Genomic DNA, 17,886 nt, shown 5'->3' with positions numbered 1-17,886 from the left:
CCTTGATCGTCGTTGATCCGACGGCGGATGAGCTCACGCGCGCCCGACGTCGTTCTGGGGGTGCCGCCAGCCCGCCCGACATTGCGATCGGTGAACCCGGTCAGCGCTGAGGACGCTATCGCCGACCCCCGTTCGGGGGCAAGTACACGATCCATCGAGTGGCACAACTCCCGTCGTGACGCGGGCACAGCCATCGGATCATTTCTGCCCAATGGGACACGCTTTGTCGACGACGACGGCGTGTGCCTAACATGCGGCAGTCCCCACCAACGCTCAAGACGGAGTTTTCATGGCCACTGCCGCACCCAAATCCCTGTCGCCGGAGCAGGAGCAGGAGCTCGACGACGTGTTCGCCCGCGCCCGGGCGGCGCTCGCAATCATCGAGACCTATGACCAGGACCGCGTCGACCGCTTGATCCAGGCGGTCGCGTGGGCGGTCGCGAATCGCTCAGCATTCCATCGGCTGGTCGGGATGGGAATCAAAGAGTCCGGCCTCGGCGACTTCGACAGTCGCATGAACAAACGCATGAAGATTCGCGGCGTCCTTCGTGACGCGCTCCGGAGTCCTTCGGTGGGCATCATCGAGGAGGACGCCGAGAAGGGACTCGTCAAGTACGGAAAGCCGGTCGGGGTCATCGGATGCGTCGTCCCGACGACCAACCCGGACCTGACGCCCGCCGGCAACGCCATCTACGCCATCAAGGCGCGCGACGTGGTCGTCTTCTCTCCGCACCCGCGCTCGAAGCACACGACCCTCGAGACCGTCAGGCTCATGCGAGAGGTGCTGGAAGCTGAGGGTGCTCCGGCCGACATTCTGCAGTGCATCACTCTTCCGAGTCTCGCAGCGTCGCAGGAGGTCATGCGCCGCTCGGACCTCGTGATCGCCACGGGCGGCCAGGGGCTGGTCCGAGCGGCCTACAGCTCCGGAACGCCCGCTTACGGGGTGGGGGCGGGCAACGCAACCGAGTTCGTCGACGAGACCGCGGACATTCAGGAGACGGCACGCAACTGCATGATGTCGAAGACGTCGGACTTCGGCTCGGGCTGTTCGGCGGATGGGAACGTCCTGGTGCCGGCGGCGAGATATCGGGAGATGCTCGAAGCACTCCAGGGCGAAGGCGGGTATCTCGCCACCTCGGACGAGCGCGCGGCGCTGCAGTCGGTGATGTGGGACGAGGAAGGGCACCGTCTGCCAGACACCGTCGCCGTATCGCCACAGGCGCTCGCGAGGGCGGCGGGATTCGACATCCCGTCGCACAGCAGGTTCATCCTGGTCGAGGGCGACGGCATCGGCGACGACAGGCAGTTCTGCAAGGAGAAGCTCACGACCCTGATGGCGGTCCACCCCTACGAGGGCAGTTTCGAGGATGGCGTCGAACTCGCAAAGCGGCTCTACGACATCGGTGGCAAGGGCCACTCCTGCGGCATCGCCTCCACCGACGACGCGCACATCGACTACTTCGCGCGGCATATGCCGGTCTCGCGCATCATGGTTCGCCAGCCGAACTCCAAAGCGAACGCGGGATCCTTCACGAATGGGATGCCGATGACCTCGTCGATGGGATGCGGTACTTGGGGAGGCAACATCACCTCCGAGAACATCTCCCTTCGCCATTACCTGAACACGACATGGGTCTCGCGCACCATCGCGGAGGACCGGCCATCCGACGAGGAGCTGTTCGGAGACTTCTACGACGCTGCGCTCGAATCGGCGGACGCGACATTGGCTGCGGCGCCGTGAGCACACCCATCGACCTCGGTAAGGAGAACGAGCCGATGACCGGAGTGTCGCCGGAAGAGCTCGTCGACGAAGCACGGCGATGGTGGCAGACGGAGATCATCGACGTCCGCCCGGGCGCGATCGCGCTGCGCGGGTATCCCATTCAGGACCTCATCGGCAACGTCGGCTTCGTCGACACCATCTGGCTCATGCTGCGCGGCGAGCTGCCGTCGAAGGCGCAGGCGACCCTCTTCGAGGCAGCACTCGTGGCGTCCGTCGACCACGGGCCGCAAGCGCCGTCGATCGCGATTGCCCGAATGGCGACGACTTGCGGCACGCCCGTCAACGGCGCGATGGCTTCGGCGATCAACGTCCTCGACGACATCCATGGCGGTCCCGGCCAGCAGTGCATGGAGTTGTACCTCGAGATCGACGCCGAACTCGCGCGAGTCGGTGATCTCGAAGAGGCGGCTCGCGTCGTCCTCCAACGACACCGCGATGCAGGCGTCAGGTACTTCCCCGGGTTCGGCCACCGATTCCATCCGCTCGATCCGCGTACGCCGCGTCTGCTGTCGCTCGTCGACGCCGCAGCGGCGGAGGGCGTCGTGGACGGCCGCTTCGCGGAGATCGGACGCGCCGTCGAGGACGCGATCAGCGCGGGAAAGCCCAAGCGAGTTCCCATGAACGTCGACGGAGTGACGGCCGTCATCTACTGCGAACTCGGTCTGGCCCCCGAACTCGGTCGCGGTGTCTTCATCCTCGCCCGCTCCGTCGGCATCCTCGCTCACGCCATCGAGCAGATGACGCAGGGAGGCCGCATCAAGGGGCCAATGCCGAAATCCATCGGATACACCTACACGGGTCCTGCACGCCGACCCGTTCCGAACACCCGCGACGAATGAAGGAGATCGCAATGAAGGACCTGGTGTCCAACCAGATCGTCCGTTATCTGGAAGCGCGCGAGGTCGAGCATGTCTTCGGGTTGTGCGGGCATACGAACATCGCGCTGCTCGCAGCCCTCGAGAAGAGCGACCGGATCTCCTTCGTGAACGTGCGTCACGAGCAGATCGCCGCCCACGCTGCGGACGGCTACGCACGGGCGACCAAGCGGACAGGAGTCGTACTCACGCACCTCGGCCCTGGGCTGACGAATGCCGCAACGGGAGTGGCGAACGCCGCGCTCGACTCGATCCCGATGGTCGTCATCGCGGGCGACGTGCCGACGCATTACTTCGGGAAGCACCCGCATCAGGAGATCAATCTCCACGCCGATGCGGCCCAGTACGAGATCTATCGGCCGTTCGTCAAGCGTGCGTGGCGCGTCGATCGGCCGCACCTCATCGCCGAGGTGCTGGACAAGGCGTTCACCCTTGCGGCGAGCGGCCGCCCCGGGCCCGTTCTCGTCGACGTGCCCATGGACGTGTTCTCAGCGGAGGTCGATATCGCACTGTTCGACAAGGTGGTCGGCAACACCCGCTCGCTCGCGAGGCCCAGCCTCGATGAGGCGGTCGCCGAGCAGATCGTGCGGAGCCTGCTTGCTGCCAAGAAGCCCGTGCTCTACGTCGGCGGCGGCATCGTCGCGGCGGACGCGGCCGCCGAGCTCGCCGAGTTCGCCGGCCTGCTGTCGCTGCCCATCGCGCACAGCCTCATGGGCAAGGGCGCAGTGCCCGACGATAACCCCCTGGTCCTGGGCATGACGGGATTCTGGGGGACGGCGTTCACCAACGAGACGACGCGAACCGCCGACTGGATCCTCGCACTCGGCACCCGATTCGCGGAAGCCGACTCGAGCTCGTGGTACACCGAGTACACCTTCGACATCCCGGCTACGAAGCTCATGCAGATCGACATCGATCCTGCCGAGCTGGGGCGCAACTACCCGCTCGAGATCGGCGCACTGGCAGACCTCAAGTCCGCGCTGACCGTGCTCATCCGGGTCGCGCGGCGCCTCGCCCCGGCAGGTCTGCAGCGCACCGAGCTGCTCGCACAGATCGCGGGGAACCGCGCGGCGATGAAGCTCCAGAACGCGGATGCCCAGGTCTCCGACGCATGGCCCATGCGGCCCGAGCGTATCCTCTCCGAGACTCGGGAGGTGCTGCCGCGCGACGCGATCATCACCACGGATGTGGGCTGGAACAAGAACGGGGTCGGTCAGCAGTTCGACATCCTCACCCCAGGCACGTTCCTCACACCGGGCGGCTTCGCGACCATGGGTTTCGGCGCGCCGGCCGCCGTCGGCGCCAAGATCGCCCACCCGGATCGCGTCGTCGTCTCTCTCGTGGGGGACGGTGGCTTCGGACAGAACCCCGCGGTGCTCGCCACGGCGCGCGAGCAGGGTGTCGCCGTCGTCTGGGTCGTGATGAACAACAACGCCTTCGGCACCATCGCAGGACTCGAGAAGGCCGCCTTCGACACCACTTACGGGACCGTCTTCGGCAACGCTGACGATCCCATGTACACGGACTTCGCGGCGATCGCGGAAGCGTACGGGGTCACCGGCATCAGGGTCGATTCGGCTGCGGAGTTCAAGCCCGCCCTCCAGCGGGCGATCGCGCTCGGCAGTCCGGTCGTGATCGACGTGTCGATGGTGAACGTGCCGACGCCGACGACCGGCCACTGGAACATCCTGGACATCTACTCGCCGGGCGAAACGATCGAGCACGTCGCGACGCAATGACCTCCGCGGGCACAAGAACGACTCATTGATCCGTTAGGCGGTCCGCTCATGAACGTCGTACCTGGTGCGCAGAACGTCTCCATCTCGACCGTGTGCTTGTCCGGCACGCTCGAGGACAAACTGCGCGCCGCCGCCGCCGCCGGCTTCGCCGGCGTGGAGATGCTCGAGTACGACCTCGTCATGTCGCCGTGGTCGCCTCGCCGTCTGGCCGAGGAGGCTGCGGGCCTCGGTCTGTCGGTCGAGGTGTATCAGCCGTTTCACGTCGAGACGGTTCCGCCCGAGCTGTTCGGCGCCAGCTTGCGTCGCGCGGAGCGGACGTTCGACTTGCTGTCCGAGCTCGGTGCGCGCGTCCTGGTGTGCTGCTCGGCCAGGACCGCGAGGGGACTCGACGACGACGATCTCACGGCGGAGCAGCTGCACGCCATTGCAGAGCGCGCCGAGCAACGCGGGCTGCGGCTCGCGTACGAAGCCGTGCCTTGGGGACGTGTTCGTACGCACGAGGACGCCTGGCGCATCGTTCAACGAGTCGACCACCCCGCGCTCGGTCTGTGTCTCGACAGCTTCCATGTTCTCTCGGTGGACAACGATCCCGGCGTCATCGCGCAGATGGACATCGACAAGGTGTTCCACGTCCAGCTCGCCGATGCACCCCGATTGAATATGGATGTCCGCGAGTGGAGCCTTCATTACCGGATGTTCCCCGGACAGGGCTCACTCGACGTCGCGGGTTTCCTCGGTCAGATCCTGACCATGGGATACGCCGGCCCGATCGCTCTCGAGGTGTTCAATGACGTCTACCAGCAGGAAGATCCCAGACACGCCGCCACCGACGCGATGCGCTCGATGCTTGCGCTCGCAGAGGCGGTAGCCGCACGCGGCTCGGGCGATGTTCTCCAGCAGTTCTCTCACGGCGACGTGACGCCGGCTCCTCGGCTTGCGGGCTTCGCGTTCGCGGAGCTCGCTGTGGATGAGGTGTCCGCCCCCTTGGTTTCACGTGTCCTCGACGCCCTCGGGTTCTCCCATGCCGGGCAGCACCGTTCCAAGCCGGTGCAGTTGTGGGAGCAGGGCGGTGCTCGGCTCCTGCTCAACCTCGCCCCGGAGCGATCGATCGACCCGGCCACTGCATCGATCTGTGCGCTCGCGGTCGAGAGTGCGGACGCGACTGCTTCGATGCAACGGGCGCAGAAGCTGTTGGCGCCGAAGCTTGCCCGACCTCGCGGACCTGATGAGACCGACCTGAGCTCCGTGGCCACGCCGGACGGCACTGCGCTGTTCTTCTGCGATTCCGCAGGTCGGCGTCAGTGGCTCGACGACTTCAAGCCGACCGGAACAGCGGCTCGCCCGTCCCCACTCCTCGGGGAGATCGATCATGTGTCGATCACCGAGTCGATCGACGACTTCGATCAGTCCACGTTGTTCTTCCGCGCCGTCCTCGGCCTCGTACCCGGGGAGTCCACGGAAGTCACCGCTCCCTTCGGTCTCATCCGAAACTGGTCGGCAAGCGATCCCAGCGGAGGCGTGCGCATCACGTTGAGCACCACTCCGCTGCGGCGTGGCGATTGGGCGCCCGGTGTGTCGAGCCCGCAACTCGTCGCGTTCGCCACGGATGACGCGATCGCTTGCGCGAAGATCATGCGTGAGCGCGGGGCACCGATCCTCGAGATCCCGGACAACTACTACGACAATCTCGACGCCCGCTTCTCCCTGCAGGCCGAGTTCGTCGACCTTCTTCGTGAGAACTCGATCCTGTACGACCGCGACGAGCGTGGTGGAGAGTTCCTGCACTTCTTCACCGAGATGCTGGGTTCGCGCGTGTTCTTCGAGGTGGCACAGCGCATCAACGGTTATGACGGCTTCGGTGACCCCCACAGTGTTCCGTTGCGCATGGCCGCGCACCGTCGTCAGCGGCTGCGCATGATGGCGAGCGCGCCGGATGAATCCTCATCCAAACACCGGCACCACTACTCGCTCGCCCACCTGACCGCTCTGAGCCTGTCACCTCCCGAGCTGGTCGATGCCGCCGCCGCGGCTGGCTACCGCTATGTGGGCCTGCGGATGACCAAGGTCACGGCGCAGGAGCCCTACTACCCTCTGGCATACGACCCGGCATTGATGCGCGCTACCAAGACACACCTCGCCGCGACCGGCATCGAAGTGCTCGACATCGAGCTCGCGCGGATGACCTCCGGAGACAATCCGCGCGACTATCTGCGCTTCCTGGAGGCCGGCGCCGAGCTCGGAGCGCGTCACGTCATCACGCAACTGCCGGACTCGGATTTCTCACGCAAATCTGATCGATTCACCGAGCTGTGCCAGTTGGCCCTGCCTCTCGGCTTGACCATCGACCTGGAGTTTCCGTCATGGACGGAAACCCCGAACCTGACCGAGGCCACCCGGGTCCTGCGAACGGCAGACCAACCCAACGCAGGGATGCTCATCGACCTCCTGCACTTCGCCCGGTCGGGATCCAGCGTGGACGACTTGCGCGAGCTCCCGCCCGAGTGGTTCCACTACGCCCACGTGTGCGACGCCCCAGGAGGGATTCCCACCACCACGGCAGGATTGATTCACACCGCACGCTTCGAGCGGCTCTTTCCCGGCGAGGGCGAGATCGACATGCTCGGCATCCTCGCGGCCTTGCCGGCGGGCATTCCGTTCGCGCTGGAGATCCCGCGCGCGATGCTCGTGGCGCAGGTCGGTGCGAAGGAGCACGCCCGCCTTGCGATCGTCGCGGCCCGCCGTCATCTCGACGCGGCTCACCTGGTCAGCTGAGGGTGTGGAGTGCGGGGTCCCATTGAGTGGCAACCGTCCACGCGACTTCGAGAAATCGGTGGACATCGCCGTCGCCGAGCGGCACGCCTCCATGGTGCGATACATCGCCTACCGAGTCACCTGACCGGCCATCCCGTGTACGCCTCCGCAAGGTAGGTGCGGCCGGCTTCCGACTCGACGACGGAGCGCAGCTCGCCGAGCTGACGGCGCCGGTCGAAGTCGGCTGCATCCGGTGCGATATGGAGCATGTTCGTCATCCACCAGGAGAAGTGTTGCGCCTTCCAGATGCGCTTCAGGGCGAGTTCGGCATAGTCGTCGATGAGGCGGGAGTCATTTTCGCGGAGCAGGGGGCGCAGAGCCTCGGCGAGCACGATGACGTCGGCCACGGCGAGGTTCATGCCCTTCGCGCCGGTCGGCGGAACCGTGTGCGCGGCATCGCCGACGAGTGCAGCGCGGCCGTGGCGGAGCTCGTGGGCGACGAAGCTGCGGAAGCGGAGCACATCGCGTTGGAAGATCGGGCCCTCGGTCAACGTCGAACCCGGTACTCGTTCCTGCAGCGTCTCCCAGATCTCCGTCTCGCTCATCGCGCTCGGGTCGGCGTCGGGATCGCACTGGAAGTACATCCGCTGCACTTCGGAGCTGCGCTGGCTGATGAGTGCGAAACCGGCATCCGAATTGCTGTAGATGAGTTCGTGAGAGCTCGGCGGCGCCTCGCAGAGGATGCCGAACCAGGCGAACGGGTACTCGCGGAAGTATCCGCCGGTCGCAGAGCCCGTGACGGCTGCGCGGACGACGCTGCGCGAGCCGTCGGCCCCGACGACGAAGTCGGCGTCGAGCTCGAGGACGCCGCCGTTCGCGTCGGTCGCGATGACGCGCGGTCGGTCGCCCTCGACACCCTCGATGTGCGTCGCTGTGACGCCGAAGCGGAGATCCTGTCCTGCTCCCAGTCGGAGCGAGAGAAGATCCGTGAGCACCTCGTGCTGCGGATACAGCCAGACGCTGCGCCCGACGAGGCCGGGGAAGTCGATCCGGTGCCCCTCGCCCTGGAATCGCAACTCGATTCCGTCGTGCCGCTGGCCGGTGGTGTGAACGCGCGAGTTCGGATCAATGGCGGCGAGGAGGTCGACCGTGCCCTGTTCGAGGATGCCGGCGCGGATCGTCGTCTCGATCTCGTCGCGGGAGCGCTGGTCGATGACGATCGAAGAAATCTCGGCATCCGCGAGCAGCTGGGAGAGCACCAGACCGGCGGGGCCCGCGCCGACGATGGCGACCTGCGTGCGGACGGTGGTGCTCATGGCGTCTCCCTCGACGAGCGGACGGCACTGGGCCGTCGCGCGGCTGGTTCACATTGTGTGCACGTCGCCAGCTCGTTCCGGGGCACGATCCCGTTCATCGGGATTCCGTGCTCAGCGGCGGAAGCCCAGTACCCGCTCGATGTCGCGAGCCGCGCGGTGCAGCTCCACGAGCGCGTACTCCGACTCCGCCCCCCGAGGAAGAACGACGGAGAGTGCGGCGATGACCGTCGAGGTCTCATCCCGAATCGGTACGGCGATGCCGGTGGAGACCTCTTCGATGTAGCCGGGTGCGACTGCATGACCGAGTACACGCACCTCCGCGAGCTTGCGCCGTACGGCTGCCGGGTCGGACAGGGTCGCGCGGGTGAGGGACGTCAGCGGGGCTGCGAGGATGCGGTCCTGAACGTCGTGGTCGGCGAAGGCCAGCAGCACCAGTCCGGAGCTGGAGGCGTGCAGCGGCAGCCGACCGGCGACCCGGGTGATGTTCGAGCCGGAGCTCGGGCTGCTGAGTCGCTCCAGGAACAGTGCCTCGTCTTGCTCGAGAATGGCGAGTTGGGTGTGCTCGCGTACCCTCGCCTGCACGCGCTCCATGAACGGCATCGCCGCCTGACGCAGGCGCAGTGCGCCGGAAGAGCGTGTGGCGAGCTCCCAGAGCCGCATGCCGATGCGCACGCGCCGAGTGTCGTCGCGCTCGAGGAGTCCGGCTTCGACGAGCTCTGCGACGATGCGGTGGGCACTGGATGAGGGGAGCCTCGATCGCCGACCGATCTCGGCGGTCGTCTGCACGGTTCGGGTGGGAGTGAACGTCTCCAGGATCCGCACCAGGCGATCGGTCGAGGAGTCGCCGGAGGGTGAGTTGGCCACAGCGACAGCATGACAGAGATCGAGTTCGAATCCCATTGATCGGGAGTAGGGCTCGGTAGCGGCCGTATCCGGCGGAGGATGTGAACAGCCCGTTGAGGTGTTGAAGGAGGCCCATGTCAGACCGCGCAACCGCAGCTCCGGAGTCGCCGCTCCAGTCATCCGATCAGGCCTCGCAGCGGGGGATCACTCAGGAGATCCAGGACCTGCACGCGGCATACGAGCAACGCGAGGCCGCCGGCGAGAGGCTGCCTGCGACGATGCACGATTTCCCGCCGTATCGCTCCAGCATCCTGCGGCATCCGACCAAGAACCCGAAGCTCGTCGACCCGGAGACGATCGAACTGCTCTCCCCGGCATTCGGTCAGCGCGACGTCGCCGTGGTCGAGTCCGATCTCACGATCCAGCACGCCGGTGAGCCGCTCGGTGAGCGGATGACCGTGCGCGGACGACTGCTCGACTCCTGGGGTCGCCCGGTGGCGGATCAACTGATCGAAATCTGGCAGGCCAACTCCGCCGGTCGCTACATCCATCAGCGTGACCAGCACCCGGCCCCCCTCGATCCGAACTTCACGGGTGCCGGGCGGGCCGTCACGAACGATGACGGCGAGTACGTCTTCACGACGATCAAGCCGGGCCCGTATCCGTGGAAGAACCACGTGAACGCGTGGCGTCCGGCGCATATCCACTTCTCGATCTTCGGTTCGTCGTTCACCCAGCGGCTCGTGACCCAGATGTATTTCCCGGGCGACCCGCTGTTCGCCCTCGACCCCATCTACAACACGATCTGGCGGCAGAAGGATCGAGATGCGCTCATCAGCGTCTACGACCACGACCTCACTTCTCCCGAGTGGTCGACGGGGTATCGCTTCGACATCGTCGTCGACGGACTCGATGCCACCTGGTTCGAACCCGAGGGGGAGTGACGTGCCCGTACCCGCACGAACGCACCGACCGACACCGGGGCAGACCGTCGGGCCCTTCTTCGCCTACGGCGTCGAGTTCCCGCTGATGAATCAACTCGTGCATCCGCATTCGCCGGGAGCGATCGTGCTCGGAGGCACCGTGTACGACGGCAACGGATCGCCCGTGCCGGACGCCTTCGTGGAGATCTTCTCGCCAGGCGCCGACGGCTCGGTGCCGCGAGCGCGAGGTTCGTTCCGACGAGACGGTCACACGTTCACGGGCTTCGGGCGCGCCTTCACGAACGATGAGGGGCACTACGAATTCTGGACGCGGAACCCCGGCGCCACGACCGACGGCGCGGCGGCCTTCGTCGCCGCGATCGTCTACGCTCGCGGCCTCCCGAACAAGCTGCACACCCGCATCTACCTGCCCGACGACGAGCCCGCCCTCGACGCCGATGCACTTCTCGCCACCCTCCCCGCCGATGAACGGGCTACGCTCATCGCAACGCGCACCCCCGACGGATATCTCCACCACGACATCCGGCTGCAGGGGGAGAAGGAGACCATCTTCCTTGCCTTCTGAACCGGGTACGCCGTTCGACATCGGCCTGCTCTCACCTGTCACCGTCGAGTTCGAAGAGGACACGACGGATGCCGTGATCCTCGCGCATCTGGTCGCAGTCGAAGTGGCACTCGCGAAGGCGTGGGGCGCGGTCGGGGTGGCACCGGCGCAGGCCGTTGCCGAGGTCGTGGCCGCCCTCGGCGAGACAGGATCGGCCCGGCCGGCTGACGCCTTCCTGTTCTCCACCGCCGCGGTCGCGACTGCCGCACGTGCCGGGGGAAACCCGGTGATCCCCTTGGTCGCGTTGCTTCGCACGCGAGTCGGAGGGGAGGGTGCGGCATGGGTGCATCGCGGTGCGACGAGCCAGGACATCCTCGACTCCGCGCTGATGGTCACCGCTTGCCGTGCAGGTGAGCGGATCCAGCAGGATCTCGTGAGAACGGAGCGCCGGCTCATCGAGCTCGCCAGAGCTCAGCGAGACGTCGCCGCCGCAGCTCGCACTCTCACGCAACACGGCGTTCCGACCACGGTCGGACTGCGGATGGCCACGTGGCTGCGCGCGGTCTCGCGAGCCCGCGCACGGCTCGGCGATGCGGTGGCCGGGCTGCCGGCACAGCTGGGCGGCGCAGGCGGCACGCTGTCATCCTTCGTCGAGATCGGCGGGGCGGATGCCGCGGCTGATCTCCCCGCTGCGTTCGCGTCCGAACTGCGGCTCGCGGCGCCCGCGGCGCCCTGGCACACCACTCGCTGGCCCGTGACCGAGCTGGCCGATGCGCTCGTGCAGGTAAACGACGCACTCGGCGCCATCGCCGCTGACGTCGCCACGCTCAGCCGCACCGAGATCGGCGAATTGGCGGAGGGCACCGGCGGCGGCTCCAGCGCGATGCCCCAGAAGCGGAACCCGGCAGCATCCATCCTGATCCGTTCCGCCGCGATCCGCGCACCGCACTTGGGAGCCACGCTGCACACCGCCGCGGCACTCGCCGTCGACGAGCGGCCGGATGGTGCGTGGCACGCCGAATGGCCGACGCTGCGCGAGCTGCTGCGCCTGACGCGCGGCGCGAGCGGCACCGCCGCGGATCTGCTCGCCGGACTCCGGGTGAACCGTGAGGCCGTCGCCCGCAATCTGGCACTCACCGACGGACTCATCGTCGCGGAACGACTGTCGATCCGTCTCACGCCGACCATCGGCGCGGATGGCGTGGCGGACATCCTCGCGCGTGGGAGTGCCGGTGAATCTTTGGCGGCGCTCGTGCAGGAAGCGGCGGGCGGCGCCGACCTCGGCGAGCTGCTCGATCCCGCGCAGTACACCGGGCTCGCCGGCCCACTCGTCGACGAGGCGATCGCCAGTGCGGAGAAGGAATTGCCGTGACCACACCCGACATCGCGCTGACCGATCCGGTCGGACCGGAAGGAGCGCCGCTGCTCGTTCTCGGGCCATCACTCGGCACTTCCGGGATCCTCTGGGAGCACTGCATCCCGATGCTCGCCCGGCGGTATCGGGTCACCACCTGGGACCTCCCGGGGCATGGCGCTTCCGCCCCGTCGGCGGAGCCGTTCACCGTCGGCGAGCTCGCCGATGCCGTCGCACGAGCCGTGTCGAGCAGAGGACCCTTCCGCTACGCCGGCGTGTCGCTCGGAGGAGCGGTCGGACTGGAGCTCCTGCTCCGGCATCCGGACCGCGTACTGAGCGCCGCGATCATCGCCTCCGGCGCGCAGCTCGGCACCCCGGACGACTGGGCGGCGCGCGCAGCCAAGGTACGCGCCGAGAGCACCTCCAGCCTGCTCATCCCCGCCGCGCAACGCTGGTTCGCACCCGACTCCATCGCCCGCGAACCGGAGCTGTCCGGGCGACTCCTGCACGTGCTGCAGGACGCCGACGACGAGAGCTACGCACGCTGCTGCGAGGCCCTCGCCGCCTACGACGTGCGAAGCAGGCTCGCTGACATCGCCGCGCCGGTACTCGCAGCCTGGGGCGAGTACGACGCCGTAGCGCCCGAGGAGAATGCGAAGGAGATCGCATCCGGTGTGCAGGCCGGACGGGTCGCCAGAATTGCGGATGCCGCGCACCTGCCGCCCGCGGAACAGGCCGCGACGATCGCGGGGCTATTGCTCGAGTTCTTCGACTCCGAGGAGGAGGCATCATGACCAGACCCGCTGGTGCAGGGCTCACTGACGCGGAGCGCTACGAACAGGGCATGGCCGTGCGCCGTGCGGTGCTCTCCGATGCGCACGTCGACCGCGCAGACGCGAACACCACCGAACTCACCGCGGACTGGCAGGACTTCATCACCCGCGTCGCCTGGGGTGACGTCTGGTCGAGGCCAGGCCTCGACCGGCGCTCCCGGTCGATCGCGGTGCTGTCGTCTCTGATCGCGAACGGTCATCACGAGGAGCTCGCGATGCACCTGCGCGGAGCGCTGCGCAACGGGCTCACGATCGACGAGATCCGCGAAGTGATCCTGCAGTCTGCCGTCTACTCGGGCGTTCCGGCCGCGAACACCGCTTTCCGCATCGCAGCCGAAGTGTTCACTCGATCCGATTCCGGGGAGGGCAGGTGATCGACAAGAGGGTTCCCGACGCCGCCACCGCGGTCGCCGACATCACGGACGGCGCGACGGTGATGATCGGCGGCTTCGGGCGGGCCGGTCAGCCCGTCGAGCTCATCGACGCCCTCATCGCCCACGGTGCATCCGACCTCACGATCGTCAACAACAATGCCGGAAACGGCGACACGGGCCTTGCAGCCCTGCTCGCGGCGAAGCGGGTGCGCAAGATCATCTGCTCGTTCCCGCGGCAGCACGATTCGTGGGTGTTCGACGGGCTATACCGGGCCGGGGAGATCGAACTGGACCTCGTGCCTCAGGGAAACCTGGCCGAACGCATTCGCGCTGCCGGGGCCGGAGTCGGTGCGTTCTTCTCGCCGACCGGCGTCGGCACACAGCTCGCCGAGGGCAAAGAGCGCCGGGAGATCGACGGGCGCGCGTATGTGCTGGAGTATCCGATCAGGGCGGACTTCGCGCTCATCTCCGCGTTGACGGGCGACCGATGGGGAAACCTCGTCTATCGCGAGACAGCGCGCAACTTCGGCCCGATCATGGCGACCGCCGCGACGACGACGATCGCCCAGGTGGATGATGTCGTCGAGTTGGGGGCACTCGACCCCGAGGCCGTGGTGACCCCCGGGATCTTCGTGAACCGCCTCGTCGCCGTCGGCTCCCGCTCGTGGGTGCACGATGGGGTGTTCGTCGGCGGCGTCGACATCGAAGGACGACCGCTCGCCGCGAGCGAGGAGGCCCAGTGAGCGCCCGCATCACCCGTGACGAGCTCGCGGTGCGCATCGCCGCGGACATCCCCGAGGGTTCCTACGTGAACCTCGGCATCGGAGCACCGACGCTCGTTGCGAATTATCTGCCCGACGACCTCGAGATCATCCTGCACACCGAGAACGGACTGCTCGGAATGGGTTCTGCTCCCGAAGCGGGCCGCATCGACCCCGATCTGATCAACGCGGGAAAACAGCCGGTGACTGCATCGCCGGGAGCCGCGTACTTCCACCACGCGGACTCCTTCGCGATGATGCGCGGCGGGCACCTCGATGTCTGCGTGCTCGGGGCGTTCCAGGTGTCGCAGTCCGGCGATCTTGCGAACTGGTCGACCGGTGCGCCCGGTGCGATCCCCGCGGTCGGCGGCGCGATGGACCTCGCGATCGGCGCGAAGTCGGTGTACGTCATGACGGATCTGCTCGCGAAAGACGGCTCCTCCAAACTCGTCGCGGCGTGCACGTATCCGCTCACCGGCGTCGGCTGCGTCACACGGGTCTACACCGACCATGCGATCTTCGACGTCACGCCGAACGGATTCGCCGTGAGGGAGGCGTTCGGCGGCAATACCGTCGCCTCGCTTGCGGAGCTGACCGGGCTCGCTCTCGCGGCATCCGATACGCAAATGGAGCAGTCATGACCGCGTGACCGACATCGCGTGGTGATCTCGGTATGTCGACGATATGCGCCGCGGGCGATCGATGCCGAAGGCAGTGCAGCCCGACGAACCCGGAGCTGAAGGCCGGTTCGAGCCGCGAGGGTGTGCGTCGCGCGACACACACCCTCGTTCGTCGATCGTGTTACGAGAGAGCGCCGAGGTTACTCGGTGGCGGTCGTGGTGGCGCTGTCGGCCTTCGTGAGCTGCCCGCCGGCGAGGCCGGCGAGGATCGACCCGACATCGAGTCCCGTCAGTGACTTCACGACCTCCGTGCCTTCGCTCAGCACCTGCCCGACGGTCTTCGTGATCGCGCTCGCGCCGTCTGTCGAGACGACCGTGAGGTTCTTGATATTCGAGATCGGCTCGGCGGCGGCACGCACGATTTCGGGCAGGCGCGAGATGATCTCCTGCGCGAGCGCTGCCTCACCGTACTTCTTGAGGGCGATCGCCTTGGCGTCGGTCGCTGCAGCATCGGCGAGGCCCTGTGCCTGCACCGCTGCGGCGCGCGCTTCGCCGTCGGCACGGATACCCGCGGCGAGGGCGACCTGTCGGTCGCGCTCGGCCTCGCCTGAGAAGCGCACGGAGGTGGCGGATGCTTCGGCGTCTTGCACGGCCGCGACCTTGTTGGCTTCGGCGATCTTGGTGCGCTTGTATGCGTCAGCTTCGGTCGCGGCGTTCGCCGCGTCGCGCTGGGCTGTGGCGCGTTGCACCTCGGCGTACGCCTCGGCCTCAGCCGGCTTGCGAACCTCGATGTCGAGGCGCTCCTGCGTCACGAGCGCCTGCTCGGAGAGCGCGTCGCGCTCCTGCACGGCGACGAGCTTGTCTTGCTCGGCCGTGGCGAGCTGGCCGGATGCGTTTGCCTCGGCGTTGGCCCGGTCGGTCTCCGCCTTGATCGTGGCTTGCTTCAGGCTCAGCGCCTTCTGACGCTCGGCGACCTGCTCGGCGGCATCGATGCGCGCGAACTCGCTCACCCGTGCCGCCTCGGCTTCGCTGACCTCGGCGACCTGGCGAGCCCGCGCGGCTTCGGCGCGACCGAGGTTCGCGAGGTATTCGCTACCGGGGGTGGAGATGTCGGAGATGTTCAGCAGGTCGACCTGGAGGCCCTGCTCGACGAGGTCGGTCTTCGTCTCGGACACGACTCGGTCGGAGAGGCTCTTGCGGTCGGAGATGATCTGTTCGATCGTCATGTCGCCGACGATCGAGCGGAGCGATCCTTCGAGCGACTCCTTGATGATCTCGGTCAGCAGCTCCTGCTGCGAGAGGAAGCGCTGCGCAGCACGCCGCACCCCGTCTTCGGTGCCGCTCACCTTGAAGTTGATCGAGGCCTTGATCGCGATCTTGATGCGGTTCTTGTCGACGCCCTCGACGGTGATGCCGATCTGACGCTGTTCGAGCGAGATCGCGAAGCCCTGCTGCAGGATCGGCCAGACGAAGGTGCGGCCTCCGATGACGACGCGTTGCCCCGACGACTGTTCGGGGGCTGCGCGGCCGGCGCCGCGGCCGACGATCACGAGGGCTTCGTTCGGCGGCACACGCCTGATGCGGCGGGAGATGAAGGTGAGCAGTGCGAGGAGTGCGATGACGATCGCAACGACGGAGATGACCTGAATCAGCAGGGGGGAGAGCATCGGGTTCCTATCAGGAGGAGGGATGGGTAGGGGCAGTGGATGGGCGTGCAGATTGCCACCCGAGGGCAGCCGAGAGGTCAGTCAGCGATGACCTTCACGCGGCTGCCGACGTGTTCGGTGACGCGGATGCGTACACCTTCGGCGATCGGCTGCTCGGAATAGGCGAGACGGCGTTCGACCTCGCCCGGGCCGTCGAGACTCACCTCGCCGCCGGCGGCGGAGATATCCGACCTCGCGACGCCCGAGAGCCCGGCGGCCGATGCCGGCGCGCCGTCGGAGCTGCGGGTGAGGTTGCGAATGGCGAGCACGCAGAGCCCGTAGGCGACGGCGGCGAGCACGATCGAGAGCACGTACACCCAGACCAGTTCGAGCCCCATGCTCGAGACGAGGGCGCCGGATGCTCCGAAGACCACCATGCCCACCGCCAACGCAGTGCCCGAGAGTGCGCCGTCGCCGATGTCGAGGTGATCGAAGATGTCGCCGAGCACCAGTGAGATGAGCAGGAGCACGAGGCCGATGCCGCCGACGATGATGAACGGAAGGAGCATCGAGTGCCTCTCTGCGCGCGCGAAATCCCGGGCCAGAAGGGGTGCTCGGGTCCACTCACCCTATCGGGAGGATTGCTCGCATGCACCAACTGCTCGCGATGGATCGCCGAGAGTATGCCACGCCGGGCATCCTGTGCTCAGCCGGCCACCTCGCGCCGGATCGACAGGGCGTCGATCGCAGCGTCGCCGCGGATGCGCCGCATGATCGCGACCACCTCGTCGACGGCAGCAATGGTGAGGCCCTGGCAGACGACGCTGTACGCACCGAGCGGGCCGAGACCGCCCGCCCGAATTCTGATGACCTCCCAGCCGACCTCACGGAGCGCCTCGTCTTTCTCGAGGTCGGAGGCCACTTTCAGGCCGAGATGCGCCCGCCGCGATCGACCGGGATCGTCGTACTCGACAGCGATGCGCAGTTGCGGCACCAGGACGTCGGGCCAGACCTCCTGCTTGCCGTAGAACATGCGAGCGATGCGCACTGCGTTGACGCGATGGTGCAGACGAATGCGTTCGCCGAGGAGCAGTCGCAGTCGCTGCTCCACACGCGAGGTGCCGACCTTGAGCCCCGGCTTCATGAATGCGAGGCCGGCCTCGCGGAGCGCTCCGGGCGATGCGGCATTGGCACGACACTTCGCACAGCTCGGACCGGTGAGCACCGCGCTCACCGTCGCCGGGTATCGGTCGTGCCCGCGACGGCACCGCCACTCGTAGCTCGCACCGATGCGCGTCTCGCAGGCGAGTGCAGCGCGCTGCGGCGGCACGACCCGCGTGAGCAGCTCGGCGCGGGAACGCTGAGTCTCGTGAAGGAGCATGCAGAGCGGGCAGACGCGAGCGAGTGTCATGGTTCCGGGTGCACCGGCATCGGCGCCGTGCCCGCACCCGAAGCTCACCGCGACCATGTGCACTGCCACATCCGGTTCATGTCGACGATCCT

16 protein-coding genes are annotated in these 17,886 nt (G+C 67.2%); 11 read left to right on the top strand and 5 right to left on the bottom strand.

Features of this window, described 5'->3' with window-relative positions; translation table 11 throughout:
- Positions 1–289 precede the first annotated feature (289 nt).
- From AC1C2U_RS02300 to AC1C2U_RS02285, 4 genes are read left to right on the top strand one after another with little or no spacing between them, the layout of a single operon-like run.
- A complete protein-coding gene (locus AC1C2U_RS02300) occupies positions 290–1,741 on the top strand; it encodes an aldehyde dehydrogenase family protein (protein WP_495360104.1) in 1,452 nt (483 codons plus the stop codon).
- On the top strand, positions 1,738–2,622 hold the full coding sequence (locus AC1C2U_RS02295) for a citryl-CoA lyase (RefSeq protein ID WP_495360103.1): 885 nt from the start codon (positions 1,738–1,740) through the stop codon (positions 2,620–2,622). The genes AC1C2U_RS02300 and AC1C2U_RS02295 overlap by 4 nt, the downstream gene beginning before the upstream one ends.
- An 11-nt stretch (positions 2,623–2,633) precedes the next feature.
- Positions 2,634–4,397: a thiamine pyrophosphate-binding protein gene (locus tag AC1C2U_RS02290; protein ID WP_495360102.1), complete on the top strand. Its 1,764-nt coding sequence runs from the start codon at positions 2,634–2,636 to the stop codon at positions 4,395–4,397.
- 48 nt (positions 4,398–4,445) lie between these two features.
- Entirely contained in the window at positions 4,446–7,169 is a 2,724-nt protein-coding gene (locus tag AC1C2U_RS02285) for a TIM barrel protein (RefSeq protein ID WP_495360101.1), read from the top strand.
- Between the two features lie 116 nt (positions 7,170–7,285).
- On the opposite strand, the gene AC1C2U_RS02280 is transcribed toward AC1C2U_RS02285, so the two are convergent.
- Together AC1C2U_RS02280 and AC1C2U_RS02275 are read right to left on the bottom strand one after the other, a co-directional pair.
- Positions 7,286–8,464, bottom strand: coding sequence for a 4-hydroxybenzoate 3-monooxygenase (locus tag AC1C2U_RS02280; protein ID WP_495360100.1), 1,179 nt, complete (start codon positions 8,462–8,464; stop codon positions 7,286–7,288).
- A 111-nt stretch (positions 8,465–8,575) separates the two neighbouring features.
- Positions 8,576–9,328, bottom strand: coding sequence for an IclR family transcriptional regulator (locus AC1C2U_RS02275; RefSeq protein ID WP_495360099.1), 753 nt, complete (start codon positions 9,326–9,328; stop codon positions 8,576–8,578).
- A 113-nt stretch (positions 9,329–9,441) separates the two neighbouring features.
- On the opposite strand from AC1C2U_RS02275, the gene pcaH reads away from it, so the two are divergent.
- Genes pcaH through AC1C2U_RS02240 form a run of 7 tightly spaced genes read left to right on the top strand, consistent with a single transcriptional unit; the run spans position 9,442 to position 14,758 of the window.
- Positions 9,442–10,251, top strand: coding sequence for a protocatechuate 3,4-dioxygenase subunit beta (gene pcaH, locus AC1C2U_RS02270; RefSeq protein ID WP_495360098.1), 810 nt, complete (start codon positions 9,442–9,444; stop codon positions 10,249–10,251).
- A gap of 1 nt (position 10,252) precedes the next feature.
- Positions 10,253–10,816, top strand: coding sequence for a protocatechuate 3,4-dioxygenase subunit alpha (pcaG, locus tag AC1C2U_RS02265; protein ID WP_495360097.1), 564 nt, complete (start codon positions 10,253–10,255; stop codon positions 10,814–10,816).
- Positions 10,806–12,167 (top strand): lyase family protein, encoded by a 1,362-nt coding sequence (locus AC1C2U_RS02260; protein WP_495360096.1) that lies wholly within the window; start codon positions 10,806–10,808, stop codon positions 12,165–12,167. The genes pcaG and AC1C2U_RS02260 overlap by 11 nt, the downstream gene beginning before the upstream one ends.
- Positions 12,164–12,943 carry an alpha/beta fold hydrolase gene (locus AC1C2U_RS02255; protein WP_495360095.1) on the top strand — a complete coding sequence of 260 codons (780 nt, stop codon included), beginning with the start codon at positions 12,164–12,166 and terminating at the stop codon, positions 12,941–12,943. Before AC1C2U_RS02260 ends, AC1C2U_RS02255 begins: the two co-directional genes overlap by 4 nt.
- Positions 12,940–13,356: a 4-carboxymuconolactone decarboxylase gene (gene pcaC / locus AC1C2U_RS02250; RefSeq protein ID WP_495360094.1), complete on the top strand. Its 417-nt coding sequence runs from the start codon at positions 12,940–12,942 to the stop codon at positions 13,354–13,356. Before AC1C2U_RS02255 ends, pcaC begins: the two co-directional genes overlap by 4 nt.
- On the top strand, positions 13,353–14,099 hold the full coding sequence (locus tag AC1C2U_RS02245) for a 3-oxoacid CoA-transferase subunit A (RefSeq protein ID WP_495360093.1): 747 nt from the start codon (positions 13,353–13,355) through the stop codon (positions 14,097–14,099). Before pcaC ends, AC1C2U_RS02245 begins: the two co-directional genes overlap by 4 nt.
- Positions 14,096–14,758, top strand: coding sequence for a 3-oxoacid CoA-transferase subunit B (locus AC1C2U_RS02240; protein ID WP_495360092.1), 663 nt, complete (start codon positions 14,096–14,098; stop codon positions 14,756–14,758). Before AC1C2U_RS02245 ends, AC1C2U_RS02240 begins: the two co-directional genes overlap by 4 nt.
- A 179-nt stretch (positions 14,759–14,937) precedes the next feature.
- Here the strand turns inward: AC1C2U_RS02240 and AC1C2U_RS02235 are convergent, their stop codons facing one another.
- The 3 genes from AC1C2U_RS02235 to AC1C2U_RS02225 form a co-directional block, all read right to left on the bottom strand.
- Positions 14,938–16,404 carry a flotillin family protein gene (locus AC1C2U_RS02235; RefSeq protein ID WP_495360091.1) on the bottom strand — a complete coding sequence of 489 codons (1,467 nt, stop codon included), beginning with the start codon at positions 16,402–16,404 and terminating at the stop codon, positions 14,938–14,940.
- A gap of 77 nt (positions 16,405–16,481) precedes the next feature.
- Complete coding sequence (locus tag AC1C2U_RS02230; protein WP_495360090.1) at positions 16,482–16,952, bottom strand: NfeD family protein; 471 nt, start codon at positions 16,950–16,952, stop codon at positions 16,482–16,484.
- Between the two features lie 137 nt (positions 16,953–17,089).
- On the bottom strand, positions 17,090–17,863 hold the full coding sequence (locus AC1C2U_RS02225) for a putative endonuclease domain-containing protein (RefSeq protein ID WP_495360089.1): 774 nt from the start codon (positions 17,861–17,863) through the stop codon (positions 17,090–17,092).
- Between the last annotated feature and the right edge of the window lie 23 nt (positions 17,864–17,886).

Source organism: Agromyces sp. Y575 (genome assembly GCF_059445445.1).
Note: the sequence above shows the minus strand (reverse complement) of the source record. Positions and strands in the feature narration are given on the sequence as shown.